The organism is Pseudomonas sp. NPDC089401, assembly GCF_044749485.1.
Lineage (GTDB): Bacteria > Pseudomonadota > Gammaproteobacteria > Pseudomonadales > Pseudomonadaceae > Aquipseudomonas.
The window spans coordinates 239,605-253,373 of sequence record NZ_JBIVIA010000007.1 but is presented as its reverse complement, the minus strand read 5'-3'; the positions used below and the strand labels follow the sequence as shown (position 1 = coordinate 253,373).

Below are 13,769 nucleotides of genomic sequence, written 5' to 3'. Positions count from 1 at the left end.
AGGTACGGTGCAAGTCTTGAAAACTCCACCGACCCTGTGGGAGCGGGTTTACCCGCGAATAGGGCCTCGGATCAGGAGGCGACCGCCTCGGCCGGCGAAACGATGCTGGTCTTGCCCCCCCGCGAACGCCCCGAGCTCAGGTAAGCCGCAATCGACTCCTGGGTCACTTCACCCAGGAACACCTGCTCGGCATCCAGCACCGGCAACCACGCCCGGTTGAACTCGTACATCCGCGACAGCAGGATGCGCAAATGCTCATCATGCGAAGCCGTGGCATTGAACGGCCGCAAGAAGTCGCCGCAAGTCCCCTGCTGGCGATGCATGTCGCGCCGGCGCACATAACCCAGCGCCTTGTTCTGCCCATCGGTCACCACCACGTAGCGGCGATCGTGCTCGTCGAGCAGTTCCAGCGCCTCGCTCACCGGCGTCTCCGGGCTCACCGACGGCGCGTTGTCCGCCGCGTCCTCGGCTCGCACCAGCAGCAGGCGCTTGAGGGTGCTGTCCTGGCCGACGAAGTTGCTCACGAAGTCATCCACCGGGTGCGCCAGCAGGGTGTCCGGGTGGTCCAGCTGCAGCAGCTTGCCAGCACGGAAGATGGCGATCTTGTCGCCCAGCTTGATCGCCTCGTCGATGTCGTGGCTGACCATGATCACGGTCTTGTTCAGCGCCCGCTGCATCTCGAAGAACTCGTTCTGGATCATCTCGCGGTTGATCGGGTCGACCGCGCCGAACGGCTCGTCCATCAGCAGCACCGGCGCTTCGGCCGCCAGCGCGCGGATCACCCCGATGCGCTGCTGCTGGCCACCGGACAGCTCGCGCGGGTAGCGCTGCAGGTACTGCTTGGGTTCGAGCTTGATCATGTGCATCAGCTCGCGGGCGCGCTCGTGGCATTTCTGCTTGTCCCAGCCGAGCAGGCGCGGGACCACGGTGATGTTCTCCTCGATGGTCATGTTGGGGAACAGGCCGATCTGCTGGATCACATAGCCGATGTGCCGGCGCAGGGTCACCTCGTCGAGGGCGCTGGTGTCTTCGCCATTGATCAACACTTGGCCGGAGGTCGGCGTGATCAGGCGGTTGATCATCTTCAGCGTGGTGCTCTTGCCGCAGCCGGAAGGGCCGAGGAACACGCAGATTTCGCCTTCGTTGACGGTGAGGCTTACCGCGTCGACGGCTTTGACGTCCTTGCCGTTGACGTTGAAGGTCTTGCTGAGGTTCTTGAGTTCGATCATGAGCGCAGTCCTTCTGGAGTCAGGGCACGTTGCAGGGTTTGCAGGAGCAGGTCGGCGATGATCGCCAGCAGGCTGACCAGCACGGCGCCGACCAGCAGCATCGACATGTCGCTGCGGCTGATGGAGGTGAGGATGAGCACGCCCAGGCCGCCAGCGCCGATGGTCGCGGCGATGGTCATGACGCCGATGTTCATGACCACGGCGGTGCGCACCCCGGCGAGGATCACCGGCACCGCAATGGGCAGCTCGACCATGCGCAGGCGCTGGCCGAAGGTCATGCCGATGCCGCGCGCGGCTTCACGGATGCCGGGCTCGACGTTGGTCAGGGCCAGGTAGGTGTTGCGCAGGATCGGCAGCAGCGAATAGAGGAACACCGCGGTGATCGCCGGCAACGGCCCGAGGCCCTGGCCGAACTTGGAATAGAACGGCAACAGCAGGCCGAACAGGGCGATGGAAGGGATGGTCAGCAGTACCGTGGCGCTGGCCTGCAGCGGGCCGGCGACGGCCGGGAAGCGGGTCATCAGGATGCCCAGCGGCACGCCGACGACGATCGCCAGGCTGACGGCGACGCCGACCAGCATGATGTGCTGCCAGGTCAGCTGCAGCACCTGGGCCCAGTCGAGGTGGGCGAAGGTATCGAGCAGGCTCATGGGGTCACCTCCTTGAGGGGATGCTCACGCAGGAAGGCGGCGGCCACCGCCGTCGGGTTCTGGTGTTCGACGTCGACCTTGGCGTTGAGCTGGCGCATGGTCTCGTCGTCGAGCTGCTCGGCCAGGGGCTTGAGCAGGCCAGCCAGTTGCGGGTTGGCGTCGAGCACCGGCTTGCGTACCACCGGGGCGGCGGTGTAGTCGGGGAAGTAGTGCTTGTCGTCTTCCAGCAGCTTGAGGTTGAAGGCGCTCAGGCGGCCGTCGGTGGTGTACACCAGGCCGGCGAACACCTGGTTGTTGTGCATGGCGGTGTAGACCAGGCCGGCGTCCATCTGGCGGATGTTGGCGCGGCCCACCTGCAGGTCGTACATGTCCTTCAGGCCGACCAGGCCATCCGGGCGGTTGGCGAACTCGGTGTCCAGTGCCACCAGGTGGTTGCGCTGGTGTTCGTCGCGCAGCACCTGGTTGAGCTCGCTGATCGTGTTGATCTGCGGGTAGGCCTCGGCGACCTGCTTGGGCAGGCCCAGGGCATAGGTGTTGCTGAACTTCGACGGGGTCAGCCAGACCAGGTCCTTCTTCGCGTCCAGCGCCTTGACCCTGGCGTAGGTGGCTTCGGCACTGGGCATGCGTTCGTCGATATGGTTGTACGAAACCAGTGACACGCCGGTGTATTCCCACATCAGGTCGAGCTGGCCGGTTTCCTGGGCCTGGCGCGCGATGCTGCTGCCAAGTCCGGTGGTGACACGCACGTCGAAGCCGTTGGCACGCAGGTATTGCGCGGTGATTTCGGCGAGCACGGTCTGTTCGGTGAACACCCGCGCACCGATGCGGATCAGCGGTTTTTCCGCTGCCTGGGCAAATCCTGCGAACAGCAGGGCCGCGCCCAGCAGCAAGGCGATTCTCTTCTTCATACGATCCCTCGGGTTATCCAGCCAGGCCACGTTCCAGCCAGCGCTTGCTGGAGAAACTCACCACCGCGTCGAGCAACAGTGCCAGCAGGGCAGTGCAGGCGGCGCCGAGCAGCAGTTGCGGTTGGTTGTTCAGGGCGATGCCGGGGAAGATCAGGCTGCCCAGGCTGTTGGCACCGATCAGGAAGGCCAGCGGTGCGGTGCCGACGTTCAGCGCCAGGGCCACGCGCACGCCGCCGACAATGATCGGCACGGCATTGGGCAGTTCCACCTGCCAGAGCTGCTGGCGCGGGGTCATGCCGATGCCGGTGGCGGCTTCCTTGAGCGAGGCGGGGACGTTTTTCAGGCCCTCGTAGGTGTTGCGCACGATGGGCAGGAGGGAGGCGAGGAACAGCGCGAAGATCGCGGGCCCGGCGCCGATGCCCAGGATACTCAGGGCGATGGCCAGGACGGCCAGGGGGGGAATGGTGTTGCCAACGTTGAAGAACTGCATGAAGCGCTCGGCTTTGTCGACCCGGTGCGGTCGACTCAAGGCAATGCCGGCGGGGATGCCCACGGCCAGCGCCGCCGCCATCGAAGCCAGCACCAGGACCAGGTGCGCTTGCAGGTAGAACCAGAGATCGTCGCGATAACGCGCGATCGTGTCGATGCCGATCCAGTGGATCAGCAGGGCCAGGATGACGAGCACGGTGGCGCATCCCAACAGCCCTTTACCGTAGCGTGTAGCCACAGGCGGACTCCTTGTGTTGTCGGCGAGCACACTTCTTGATAGCCGGCCAGTCCTGGCGGCGGGTGGTGTGTTCGCGAGTAGCAGCGTGAGGCAACCGAAGGCTGCGATCAGGCCATGAGCCGAACCCCGTCGGGCCCGAAAATGCTGATGAAACCAGTCCCCAACCGAAGCGGGTTGCAGGGGAGTGGACGTCTCCGTGGGCGCAAAGGTTCCCATCTGAAGCGGCATTTGGCCAGCGTTAATCACTGGGTGATGAGAAACATGACGAGAAAAAACAGCGGGTTAAAGCGCTGTAGGCGTTGAAATAACTGCCCTGTGGCCTTTTGTCGTGATAAAGCGATTGTCGGGTGGATTTCTTCGGCCTGTGCCGGCCTCTTCGCGGGTGAACCCGCTCCCACAGGTACTGCACAAGGCTTCAGGGCAGTGAAGATCCATGTGGGAGCGGGTTCACCCGCGAAGAGGCCGGCACAGGCACCATTCATTCCCCAGGTTTTGGTCCAGGCCCAACTTCAGGTATGATATCGCCCCTTTTTGAATCCCCCAGTCAGGCGATTTCCCATGACCAACCAGGCCGCCGAAGTCGCGAAGCGCCGCACTTTCGCAATCATTTCCCACCCCGACGCCGGTAAGACCACCATCACCGAGAAGCTCCTGCTGATGGGCAAGGCCATTGCCGTCGCCGGTACCGTGAAGTCGCGCAAGTCCGACCGCCACGCCACCTCCGACTGGATGGAAATGGAGAAGCAGCGCGGCATCTCCATCACCACCTCGGTGATGCAGTTCCCGTACCGCGAGCACATGATCAACCTGCTCGACACCCCCGGCCACGAAGACTTCTCGGAAGACACCTACCGCACCCTGACCGCGGTGGACTCGGCGCTGATGGTGCTCGACGGCGGTAAAGGTGTAGAGCCACGGACCATCGCCCTGATGGACGTGTGCCGCCTGCGCGACACGCCGATCGTCAGCTTCATCAACAAACTCGACCGCGACATCCGCGACCCGATCGAACTGCTCGACGAGATCGAGGCGGTGCTGAAGATCAAGGCCGCGCCGATCACCTGGCCGATCGGTTGCTACCGCGACTTCAAGGGCGTGTACCACCTCACCGGCGACTACATCATCGTCTACACCCCGGGCCACGGCCACGAGCGCACCGAAGCCAAGATCATCCAGAAGCTGGACTCGGACGAAGCCCGTGCCCACCTGGGTGACCAGTACGATTCGTTCGTCGAGCAGTTGGAGCTGGTGCAGGGCGCCTGCCACGAGTTCGACCAGGACGAGTTCATCAACGGCCAGCTGACCCCGGTGTTCTTCGGTACTGCGCTTGGCAACTTCGGTGTCGACCACGTGCTCGACGCCGTCGTCGACTGGGCGCCACGCCCGCTGAGCCGGGTGGCCCACGAGCGCACCGTCGAGCCGGTCGAAGAGAAGTTCTCCGGCTTCGTGTTCAAGATCCAGGCGAACATGGACCCGAAACACCGCGACCGCATCGCCTTCATGCGCATCTGCTCGGGCAAGTACGAGAAGGGCATGAAGATGCGCCACGTGCGCCTGAACAAGGACCTGCGCATCGGCGATGCGCTGACCTTTTTCTCCTCCGAGCGCGAGCAGCTGGAAGAGGCGTTTGCCGGCGACATCATCGGCCTGCACAACCACGGTACCATCCAGATCGGCGACACCTTCACCGAAGGCGAGGCGCTGGGCTTCACTGGTATCCCGCACTTCGCCCCGGAGCTGTTCCGCCGCGTGCGCCTGAAGGACCCGCTGAAATCCAAGCAGCTGCGCCAGGGCCTGCAGCAGCTGGCCGAAGAGGGCGCGACCCAGGTGTTCTTCCCCGAGCGCAGCAACGACATCATCCTCGGTGCGGTCGGTGTGCTGCAGTTCGACGTGGTCGCCAGCCGCCTGAAGGAAGAGTACAAGGTCGAGTGCGCCTACGAGCCGATCACCGTGTGGTCGGCCCGCTGGATCGCCTGCGACGACAAGAAGAAGCTCGAGGAATTCCAGAACAAGGCCATGGAAAACCTGGCCATCGACGGTGGCGGTCACCTGACCTACCTGGCCCCGACCCGGGTCAACCTGGCACTGATGGAAGAGCGCTGGCCGGACATCAAGTTCCGCGCTACCCGCGAGCACCACTGATCTCGAGAGCCTGCTCCTGGTTTCCAGGGCTGTTCCTGACCCCTGTGGGAGCGGGTTTACCCGCGAATGCGATGTTGAGTTTACCGACGCATTCGCGGGTGAACCCGCTCCCACAGGGGCTGTGTTATGGCTGAAATCAATTGCCGGCCTTGATACTGGTCCAGATCCGGGTCCTGATGCGGTCGATCTTGGCCGGCATCGCCTCCAGCGCATACAGCTTGCCCATCACATCCTCGCTCGGGTAGATCATCGTGTTGCCCTTCATCGCCGGCTCCACCAGCCCGTCCGCCTTCAGGTTGCCGTTGGCGTACTGCACGTGGTTGCTGATGTTGGCCATCACGTCAGGCTGCAACAGGTAGTTCATGTAGGCATACCCGGCCTTCTCATCCGGCGCATCGGCCGGCATGGCGACCATGTCGAACCACATCGGCGCACCTTCCCTGGGGATCGAATACCCCACCTTCACCCCGTTCTTCGCCTCCTCGGCGCGGTTCTTCGCCTGCAGCACATCCCCCGAGAACCCCACCACCACGCAGATATCGCCATTGGCCAGGTCGCCGGTGTACTTCGATGAGTGGAAGTAGCTGATGTACGGCCGCACCTGCATCAGCAGCACCTTGGCCTTGTCGTAGTCGGCCGGATTCTGGCTGTGGTGCGGCAGGCCCAGGTAATGCAGGGCGATCGGCAGCAGTTCGGGGCCGTTGTCCAGCACGGCCACGCCGCAGCTTTTCAGCTTGCTCATGTACTCGGGCTTGAAGATCAGGTCCCAGGAGTCCACCGGCGCATTGTCGCCGAGCACCGCCTTGACCTTGTCGATGTTGTAGCCGATGCCGGTGCTGCCCCACAGGTACGGGAAGCCGTACTGGTTGCCCGGGTCGTTGACCTCCAGCGCCTTCATCAGCACCGGGTTGAGGTTGTGCCAGTTGGGCAACTGCGACTTGTCCAGGCGCTTGAGGGCCTTGCCCTGGATCTGCCGGGCCATGAAGTGGTTGGAGGGGAACACCACGTCGTAGCCGGAGTTGCCGGTCATCAGCTTGCCGTCGAGGGTCTCGTTGCTGTCATAGACGTCGTAGGTCGGCACGATGCCGCTGGCCTGTTGGAAGTGCTTCAGCGTGTCGGGGGCGACGTAGCTGGACCAGTTGTAGATCTTCACCGTTTCGGCCGCGCTGGCGAAGCTTGCGGCCAGCATCAGGGGAGCGAGAAGGAGCGTGCGCATGTCGGGTTACCTTGCTTTGTCTGTTGTTATCGAAGGCAGGCGATCAGCGGATCAGAAAATCAGTACGTAGGTCTTGCGCACGGTCTCCTGGATGTCCCAGGTGCCGGTGCTGTTGGCCGGTAGCATCAGGGCGTCTCCGGCTTCTATGACCAGGGGCTCGCCACCGTCGGGGGTGAAGGTGCAGCGGCCCTTGATGAAATGGCAGAACTCCTGTTGCACGATCTGCCGCCGCCAGCGCCCGGGGGTGCACTCCCAGATGCCGGTTTCGACGCCGTCGCTGCGTTCCACGCTGGTGACCGAGGTGACCGCGACGGGGTCGCCGAGCGGCACCGCGACCGGGTTGGAGCTGTCGAGCGCGACACTGTCTGTGTGTTTGAACTGGGTGATGCTCATGACCGGTGGATCCTGTGTCGGGGAAAGGGAAGTCAGTGCATGAAGCCTTCCATGAAGTCCGCTAAGGAGCTGGCCAGGCGCCGCCTCCAGGGCGCGCTGGCGGGGTTGGCGAGGGTCCTGTCCTCGTGGACGAAACTCTGGATGATCGCGTTGTAGCCCAGCCAGCGGCAGGGCTCGGGCGGCCAACTGGCCAGGCTCGCAAGCGGGCGGTTGTCCAGTACCCAGGGTTGTGCGGTCAGTGCGTTGTGCTGGTTGAGCATCAGCGCCGCCAGGGTGCGGCCACCCAGGTTGGTGGCGCCGACGCCTTCGCCGCCGTAACCGCCGGCCAGGGCAATGCCGCGCTGGCGGTCGCAGAGCATGTGCGGGCGGAAGCGTCGCGCCATGCCCAGGTTGCCGCCCCAGGAGTGGGTGATGCGGGCGTGCTTGAGCTGCGGGAACAGCTCGCCGAACAGGTAGCGGCGCAGCTCGATCTCGTGCTCGTCGAGGTTGAAGTTTTCCCGTAGGCGGCCGCCGAAGCGGTAGCCGCCACGGGCACCGAACACCAGGCGATTGTCGGCGGTGCGCTGGCCGTAGGTGACCTGGCGGCTGCTTTCGCTGAAGGCCTGGCCCTGGCTCAGGCCGATCTGTTCCCAGGTGGATTCCGGCAACGGTTCGGTGGCCACCAGCAGGCTCTGCACCGGCAACTGGTGCTTGCCCAGCGGTGGCAGGCTGGCGGCGTAACCTTCGACTGCGGGCACTGTCCACTGGCAACGGATGCGCGCCAGGGGCGAGCGTACTTCGCCGGGCTGCCAGTCGACGGCCGGGGTGTTCTCGTAGATCGGCACGCCCAGCGCCTCCACCGCCCGGGCCAGGCCACGGGCCAGCTTGGCCGGGTGGATGGTCGCGGTGTGCGGGCTGTAGATGGCGCCGTAGGCATTGCTGACCCGCAGTTGCGCATCCAGCTGCTCGGGGCGCAGCCAGCGGTAGTCGTCCTCGGTCATGCCCTGGCGATAGAGGTCGTCGAGGTAGGCACGCAGGCTGCGCTCCTGTTCGGGGTAGCGTGCGGCGCAGTACAGCACGCCGCCTTTGCGGTAGTCGCAGTCGATGCCTTCGCGTTGCAGCACGCCGTGCACTTCATCGGGGATGCCATGCAGCAGGTCGATGCTGGCGCGGCGCTGCTGCGGCGACAGGGTGGCGAGCAGGCGGTCTTCGCCGAGCAGGTTGCCCATCAGCCAGCCGCCGTTGCGCCCCGAGGCGCCGAAGCCGGCGATGTTGGCCTCGATCACCGCGATGTCCAGTTGCGGTGCCTGGCGCTTGAGGTAGTAGGCGGTCCACAGGCCTGTGTAGCCGGCGCCGATGATGCACACATCGACCTCCAGATCCTGGCGCAGGGCCGGGCGCGCGCACAGCGGCTCGTCGAGCTGGTCCATCCACAGGCTGAGCGTGCGCAGGGGTTGCATCGGGTTTTGCTCCACATCCGTCAAGGTCTGTGGGCGATGCTAGTGGTGTCGGCCGGTGGCTGTCCTACGTGCGTGCACGCAGGGAAATTTGCTTGAGGTAGGCCTTTGGGGTGAGCCCGGTGTATTCGCGGAAGCACTTGTAGAAGGCCGACAGTGAATTGAAGCCGGCATTGAACGCCAGGTCGTCGATCGGCGCCTCGACGCTGTCGTCGTCGAGGCTGGCCATCAGGTGCTGCAGGCGCGCCTGGTTGACGTAGCGGTAGAAGCTTTGCCCGAGCACCTGGTTGAGCAGGTAGGAGATCTGGTTGCGGCTGTAGCCGCTGGCATCGGCCACCTGCTGCAGGTCCAGCTCCGGGTCGAGGTAGGGTCGCTGGCGCTGGAAGTAGTGTTCCAGGTCCTGGGCCATTGTCGACAGCTGCCGTGGCGACAGCCCCAGGCGGCTGGTGGCCGGGCGCGGACCGCTGCTGGCCATGCCCCGGACATTCTGGCGGACCAGCGTGGCATATTCGTTGACCCGCCAGATCAGGCCGTCCTTGACGGTGATCGCTTCGCTGGACTGGAACGCCACCAGGCCGTCGCCGCCCTGCACCGTGACCTGGTACTGGATGAACGCGGTGCAGCCATCGACGCGGATGCGGTCGCTGTGGACGATGTCCTCGCCGGCCTCGTGGGGCAGGCAGGCGCGCACGTAGTCGCGCAGTTCGGCGTAGCCGAGCACGCGGTTCTGGAAGAAGTCGTGGTACTGGATCTCGGGGTGGTACAGCGCGATGACGCCGTCGAGGTCGCGGTGCTTCCAGCACAGGTGGTAGCGCAGCACGGTGTCGGCGGTGAGGGGCGTCTGGGCGGGGCTGTCGGGGAGCGTCATGGCTGAATCATGCCTTGGCCACAGGCCGCCTTCAAGAATGCAGAACACCTGATGCAGAACGTCGATTCGCGCATTTTGCACGGTCGTAAACTTGCCCTCAAAGCTAACCCATTGATTTTCAATGACGACATTTTTTGTCACAACTGGCATAGCCGCTGCAATGGTTACTGCGCGAATGGAATTCTCGCTAACCACCTTCTAAAGGCGACCCCATCATGATCCCCTCTGCCGACTATCCCGTTGTCGATACCCAAAGCCGCTCAGGTGTGTCCTGGGCGGCGATCTTCGCTGGCGCTGCGGCTGCGGCGGCCTTGTCCCTGATACTCGTGGTGCTGGGGGCCGGATTGGGCTTCGCAGCCACGTCCCCTTGGGCTGACGAGGGGGCGAGCGCCAAAGCGCTGGGCATATCCACCATCGTCTGGCTGCTGCTCACGCAGATCATCGCCTCCGGCCTGGGCGGTTACCTCGCCGGCCGGTTGCGCGTGAAGTGGGCCAACCTGCACGGTGACGAAGTGTATTTCCGCGATACCGCGCATGGCTTCCTGTCCTGGGCAGTGGCGACCCTGGTGGCCGCGATGCTGGTGCTGGGCACTGCGGGCAACCTGATTGGCGCAGGCGCCAGTGCGGCATCGCAGGCGGCAACCGTAACAGCCGCTGCTGGGGGCGCTGCGGCGGCTGACAAGAACAGCAATTCGATGGGGTATTTCGTCGACAGCCTGTTCCGTGGAGAGGGCCCGGCACCGGTCAGCGAGGATGCGGCCAACGGTGTAGCGGCGCGGATTCTGGCCAAGGGCATTGCCAGTGATGGTGCCCTGCCGGCAGAGGACCGGGCCTATCTCGCACAGCTGGTGGCACAGCGTACCCGCCTGACGCAGCCGGAGGCAGAGGCGCGTGTCGACCAGGTGATGGCGCAGGTTCAGCAGCTGAAAATGGAGGCCAAGCAAGCGGCTGACAAAGCGGCCAAGGTGGCGGCCTGGACTGCACTGTGGACCTTCGTCGCGCTGCTGTGCGGCGCGTTCTTCGCCAGCCTTGCCGCGCTGTATGGTGGCCGTCGTCGCGACCGTGTGCAGTGGCTGGAAGGGGAATACGTGACTCACCGTACCGTTCAACGTTAAGCCAGGAGAACCGACATGCGCTCATTACTGCTGTGGATGCTTGGGGTACCGATTCCCGTGATCATCCTGATTGCACTGTTCATGCACTGACCGATGGGGCCGCTTTGCGGCCCTTCGCGGGTAAACCCGCTCCCACAGGGACCGCGCAGATTTCGAATGCTGCGCAAGACCTGTGGGAGCGGGTTTACCCGCGAAGAAGCTCACACCTAACTAGAGGAACTGCTCGGCATAGTGGCAGGCCACCTGCCGAGTACTCACCTGCCGCAATGCCGGCACCTCCTTGGCACAGCGCTCGGTGGCATGCGGGCAACGCTTGTGAAACGCACACCCATCCGGCGGATTCAGCGGGTTGGGCAGCTCCCCGGCAATGCGGATCTTCGGTTTCAGCGGGTCGGGGTGAATCGCCGGTGTCGCCGACAGCAGCGCCTGGGTGTAGGGATGCAGCGGCTTCTCGTAGATATCCTCCTTCGGCCCCATCTCCACCGGCCGCCCGAGGTACATCACCAGCACCTGGTCAGCCACATGCCGCACCACCGCCAGGTTGTGCGAAATGAACACGTAGGCGGTGTTGAACTGCTTCTGCAGGTCCATGAACAGGTTCAGCACCTGGGCCTGGATCGACACGTCCAGCGCCGAGGTCGGTTCATCCGCCACCAGCACCTTCGGTTGCAGCATCATCGCCCGGGCCAGGGCGATGCGCTGTCGCTGGCCGCCGGAGAACATGTGCGGATAGCGCTGGTAATGCTCGGGCCGCAGGCCCACCTGCTCCATCATCTTCTGCACTTTCTCGCGCCGTTCGGCCTTGCTCAGCGAGGTGTTGATCAGCAGCGGTTCGGCCAACTGGTCGCCGATCTTCTGTCGCGGGTTGAGCGAGGCGTAGGGGCTCTGGAACACCATCTGCACATCACGGCGCAGTTGCTTGCGCTCGGTCTTGCTGGCGCCTTTCACCTCGGTGCCGTCGATCTGCAGCGAGCCGGAGGAGGGCTCCTCGATCAGGGTCAGGGCACGGGCCAGGGTCGACTTGCCGCAGCCGGACTCGCCGACCACCGCCAAGGTCTTGCCGGCCTCCAGTTCGAACGACACGCCGTTGAGCGCGCGCACCAGGGCGTGGCCTTTGAACAGCCCGCGGGACACTTCGTAATGCCGGGTCAGTTCCCGGGCAGTGAGCACGACGGCCATCACGCCACCTCCTGGTTCAGCGGGTAGAAGCAACGCACCAGGCCATGGACCTGGGGCTCGAGGGGCGGGCGCTGGCGCCGGCAGTTGTCCTGCACGTACGGGCAGCGCGGCGACAGCAGGCAGCCGACCGGGCGGTCGTAGCGGCCGGGGACGATGCCGGGCAGGGTGGCCAGGCGCTCGGCGCCGATGCTGTGCTCGGGGATCGCAGCCAGCAGGGCTTCGCTGTAGGGGTGGGCGGGCACGTCGAACAGCTCCGGCACCTGGCCCACTTCCACCGCCTGGCCGGCGTACATCACGCACACGCGCCTGGCGGTTTCGGCGACCACGGCCAGGTCATGGGTGATCAGGATGAGCGCCATGTTGCGCTCCTTCTGCAGGTTCACCAGCAGCTCCATGATCTGCGCCTGGATGGTCACGTCCAGCGCGGTGGTCGGCTCGTCGGCGATCAGCAGCTTGGGTTCGCCGGCAATCGCCATGGCGATCGCCACGCGCTGGCTCATGCCGCCGGAGAGCTGGTGCGGGTAGGCGTCCAGGCGGCTTTCGGCGGCCGGGATCTCGACCTTCTTCAGCAGTTCCAGGGCGCGCTGGCGTGCGGCCTTGCCCTTCAGGCCCAGGTGCTGGCGCAGCACTTCTTCGATCTGGAAACCGACCGTGTAGCTGGGGTTGAGCGCGGTCATCGGGTCCTGGAAGACCATGGCGATGTCCTTGCCCACCACCTTGCGCCGCTGGCGGCCGCTGAGCTTGAGCATGTCGGTGCAGTCGAAGGTGAGCGAGTCGGCGGTGATGCGCCCGGGGGCGTCGATCAGGCCCATCAGGGCCATCATGGTGACGGACTTGCCCGAGCCGGACTCGCCGACGATGGCCAGGATCTCGCCGGCGTCCACCGCCAGGTCCAGGCCATCGACCACGGGTATCGCGTTGGCGTCGCCGAAGCGCACGTTGAGGTTGTTGATCTGCAACAGTGACATGGCGTTCTCCTCAGGCGGCGTTCTTGAGTTTCGGGTCCAGCGCATCGCGCAGGCCGTCGCCCATCAGGTTGATTGCCAGCACACTGAGCAGGATGGTCAGCCCAGGCAGGCTCACCACCCACCAGGCGCGCTCGATGTAGTCGCGGGCCGAGGCCAGCATGGTGCCCCACTCGGGGGTCGGCGGCTGCACGCCGAGGCCGAGGAAGCCCAGGGCGGCGGCGTCGAGAATCGCCGAGGAGAAGCTCAGGGTCGCCTGCACGATCAGCGGCGCCATGCAGTTGGGCAGCACGGTGACGAACATCAGCCGCGGCAGCCCGGCACCGGCCAGGCGTGCGGCGGTGACGTAGTCGCGGTTCAGTTCGCCCATTACCGCGGCGCGGGTCAGGCGCACGTAGGACGGCAGCGAGACGATGGCGATGGCGATCACCGTGTTGATCAGGCCTGGGCCAAGGATGGCGACGATGGCCACGGCCAGCAGCAGCGAGGGCAGCGCCAGCATCACGTCCATCAGGCGCATGATCGACGGGCCGAGCACCTGCGGGAAGAAGCCGGCCAGCAGGCCCAGCAGGATGCCGGGGATCAGCGACATCACCACCGACGACAGGCCGATCAGCAGCGACAGCCGCGCGCCCTGGATGAGTCGCGACAGCAGGTCGCGGCCCAGTTCGTCGGTGCCGAGGATGAACTGCCAGTTGCCGCCGTCCAGCCATACCGGTGGGGTCAGCAGGAAGTCGCGGTACTGCTCGCTCGGGTCGTGCGGGGCGACCCACGGCGCGAACAGCGCGCAGAACACCACCAGGCACATGAAGGCCAGGCCCATCACCGCGCCCTTGTTGCGCGCGAAGGCGTGCCAGAATTCTTTGTACGGCGAGGGGTAGAGCAGGCTCTGGTCCACCGGGCTGGCCGGCGTGACGGATTTCGGAATCGGGCTAGTCATG

Annotated in this window: 13 protein-coding genes; 2 read left to right on the top strand and 11 right to left on the bottom strand. The window is 65.0% G+C overall.

Translation table 11 applies throughout. From position 1 onward, the window contains the following. Positions 1-71: 71 nt before the first annotated feature. Genes ACIP21_RS17790 through ACIP21_RS17775 form a run of 4 tightly spaced genes read right to left on the bottom strand, consistent with a single transcriptional unit; the run spans position 72 to position 3,514 of the window. Positions 72-1,229 (bottom strand): betaine/proline/choline family ABC transporter ATP-binding protein, encoded by a 1,158-nt coding sequence (locus ACIP21_RS17790; protein ID WP_400690051.1) that lies wholly within the window; start codon positions 1,227-1,229, stop codon positions 72-74. Then, the gene (locus ACIP21_RS17785) at positions 1,226-1,879 is read right to left on the bottom strand and encodes an ABC transporter permease (protein WP_400690048.1); all 654 of its coding nucleotides are present in this window, start codon (positions 1,877-1,879) and stop codon (positions 1,226-1,228) included. Before ACIP21_RS17785 ends, ACIP21_RS17790 begins: the two co-directional genes overlap by 4 nt. Then, complete coding sequence (locus ACIP21_RS17780) at positions 1,876-2,787, bottom strand: glycine betaine ABC transporter substrate-binding protein (protein WP_400690046.1); 912 nt, start codon at positions 2,785-2,787, stop codon at positions 1,876-1,878. Before ACIP21_RS17780 ends, ACIP21_RS17785 begins: the two co-directional genes overlap by 4 nt. Positions 2,788-2,800: 13 nt before the next feature. Further along, a complete protein-coding gene (locus tag ACIP21_RS17775; RefSeq protein WP_400690044.1) occupies positions 2,801-3,514 on the bottom strand; it encodes an ABC transporter permease in 714 nt (237 codons plus the stop codon). A 558-nt stretch (positions 3,515-4,072) separates the two neighbouring features. Between ACIP21_RS17775 and ACIP21_RS17770 the strand changes: the two genes are divergently transcribed. Then, a complete protein-coding gene (locus ACIP21_RS17770) occupies positions 4,073-5,656 on the top strand; it encodes a peptide chain release factor 3 (protein WP_400690041.1) in 1,584 nt (527 codons plus the stop codon). A 136-nt stretch (positions 5,657-5,792) separates the two neighbouring features. On the opposite strand, the gene ACIP21_RS17765 is transcribed toward ACIP21_RS17770, so the two are convergent. From ACIP21_RS17765 to ACIP21_RS17750, 4 genes are all read right to left on the bottom strand, one after another. Next, entirely contained in the window at positions 5,793-6,872 is a 1,080-nt protein-coding gene (locus tag ACIP21_RS17765; RefSeq protein WP_400690038.1) for a polyamine ABC transporter substrate-binding protein, read from the bottom strand. 51 nt (positions 6,873-6,923) lie between these two features. Continuing rightward, positions 6,924-7,265: a cupin domain-containing protein gene (locus tag ACIP21_RS17760; protein WP_400690035.1), complete on the bottom strand. Its 342-nt coding sequence runs from the start codon at positions 7,263-7,265 to the stop codon at positions 6,924-6,926. 32 nt (positions 7,266-7,297) lie between these two features. Next, a complete protein-coding gene (locus tag ACIP21_RS17755; protein WP_400690032.1) occupies positions 7,298-8,704 on the bottom strand; it encodes an NAD(P)/FAD-dependent oxidoreductase in 1,407 nt (468 codons plus the stop codon). 64 nt (positions 8,705-8,768) lie between these two features. After that, positions 8,769-9,569, bottom strand: a complete 801-nt coding sequence (locus ACIP21_RS17750) for a helix-turn-helix domain-containing protein (RefSeq protein WP_400690029.1) — start codon at positions 9,567-9,569, stop codon at positions 8,769-8,771. Between the two features lie 215 nt (positions 9,570-9,784). On the opposite strand from ACIP21_RS17750, the gene ACIP21_RS17745 reads away from it, so the two are divergent. Beyond that, positions 9,785-10,684: a hypothetical protein gene (locus tag ACIP21_RS17745; RefSeq protein WP_400690026.1), complete on the top strand. Its 900-nt coding sequence runs from the start codon at positions 9,785-9,787 to the stop codon at positions 10,682-10,684. Between the two features lie 210 nt (positions 10,685-10,894). On the opposite strand, the gene ACIP21_RS17740 is transcribed toward ACIP21_RS17745, so the two are convergent. Genes ACIP21_RS17740 through ACIP21_RS17730 form a run of 3 tightly spaced genes read right to left on the bottom strand, consistent with a single transcriptional unit; the run spans position 10,895 to position 13,768 of the window. After that, positions 10,895-11,863 (bottom strand): peptide ABC transporter ATP-binding protein, encoded by a 969-nt coding sequence (locus ACIP21_RS17740; protein WP_400690024.1) that lies wholly within the window; start codon positions 11,861-11,863, stop codon positions 10,895-10,897. Further along, the gene (locus ACIP21_RS17735) at positions 11,863-12,831 is read right to left on the bottom strand and encodes an ABC transporter ATP-binding protein (protein ID WP_400690021.1); all 969 of its coding nucleotides are present in this window, start codon (positions 12,829-12,831) and stop codon (positions 11,863-11,865) included. Before ACIP21_RS17735 ends, ACIP21_RS17740 begins: the two co-directional genes overlap by 1 nt. 10 nt (positions 12,832-12,841) lie before the next feature. Beyond that, positions 12,842-13,768, bottom strand: a complete 927-nt coding sequence (locus ACIP21_RS17730) for an ABC transporter permease subunit (RefSeq protein ID WP_400690019.1) — start codon at positions 13,766-13,768, stop codon at positions 12,842-12,844. Position 13,769: the final 1 nt, after the last annotated feature.

Excerpts from the sequence above, each read along its gene's own strand:
- ACIP21_RS17790 (WP_400690051.1), bottom strand. The coding sequence starts at position 1,229 with ATGATCGAACTCAAGAACCTCAGCAAGACCTTCAACGTCAACGGCAAG.
- ACIP21_RS17785 (WP_400690048.1), bottom strand. The coding sequence starts at position 1,879 with ATGAGCCTGCTCGATACCTTCGCCCACCTCGACTGGGCCCAGGTGCTG.
- ACIP21_RS17780 (WP_400690046.1), bottom strand. The coding sequence starts at position 2,787 with ATGAAGAAGAGAATCGCCTTGCTGCTGGGCGCGGCCCTGCTGTTCGCA.
- ACIP21_RS17770 (WP_400690041.1), top strand. The coding sequence starts at position 4,073 with ATGACCAACCAGGCCGCCGAAGTCGCGAAGCGCCGCACTTTCGCAATC.
- ACIP21_RS17765 (WP_400690038.1), bottom strand. The coding sequence starts at position 6,872 with ATGCGCACGCTCCTTCTCGCTCCCCTGATGCTGGCCGCAAGCTTCGCC.
- ACIP21_RS17760 (WP_400690035.1), bottom strand. The coding sequence starts at position 7,265 with ATGAGCATCACCCAGTTCAAACACACAGACAGTGTCGCGCTCGACAGC.
- ACIP21_RS17755 (WP_400690032.1), bottom strand. The coding sequence starts at position 8,704 with ATGCAACCCCTGCGCACGCTCAGCCTGTGGATGGACCAGCTCGACGAG.
- ACIP21_RS17750 (WP_400690029.1), bottom strand. The coding sequence starts at position 9,569 with ATGACGCTCCCCGACAGCCCCGCCCAGACGCCCCTCACCGCCGACACC.
- ACIP21_RS17745 (WP_400690026.1), top strand. The coding sequence starts at position 9,785 with ATGATCCCCTCTGCCGACTATCCCGTTGTCGATACCCAAAGCCGCTCA.
- ACIP21_RS17740 (WP_400690024.1), bottom strand. The coding sequence starts at position 11,863 with ATGGCCGTCGTGCTCACTGCCCGGGAACTGACCCGGCATTACGAAGTG.
- ACIP21_RS17735 (WP_400690021.1), bottom strand. The coding sequence starts at position 12,831 with ATGTCACTGTTGCAGATCAACAACCTCAACGTGCGCTTCGGCGACGCC.
- ACIP21_RS17730 (WP_400690019.1), bottom strand. The coding sequence starts at position 13,768 with ATGACTAGCCCGATTCCGAAATCCGTCACGCCGGCCAGCCCGGTGGAC.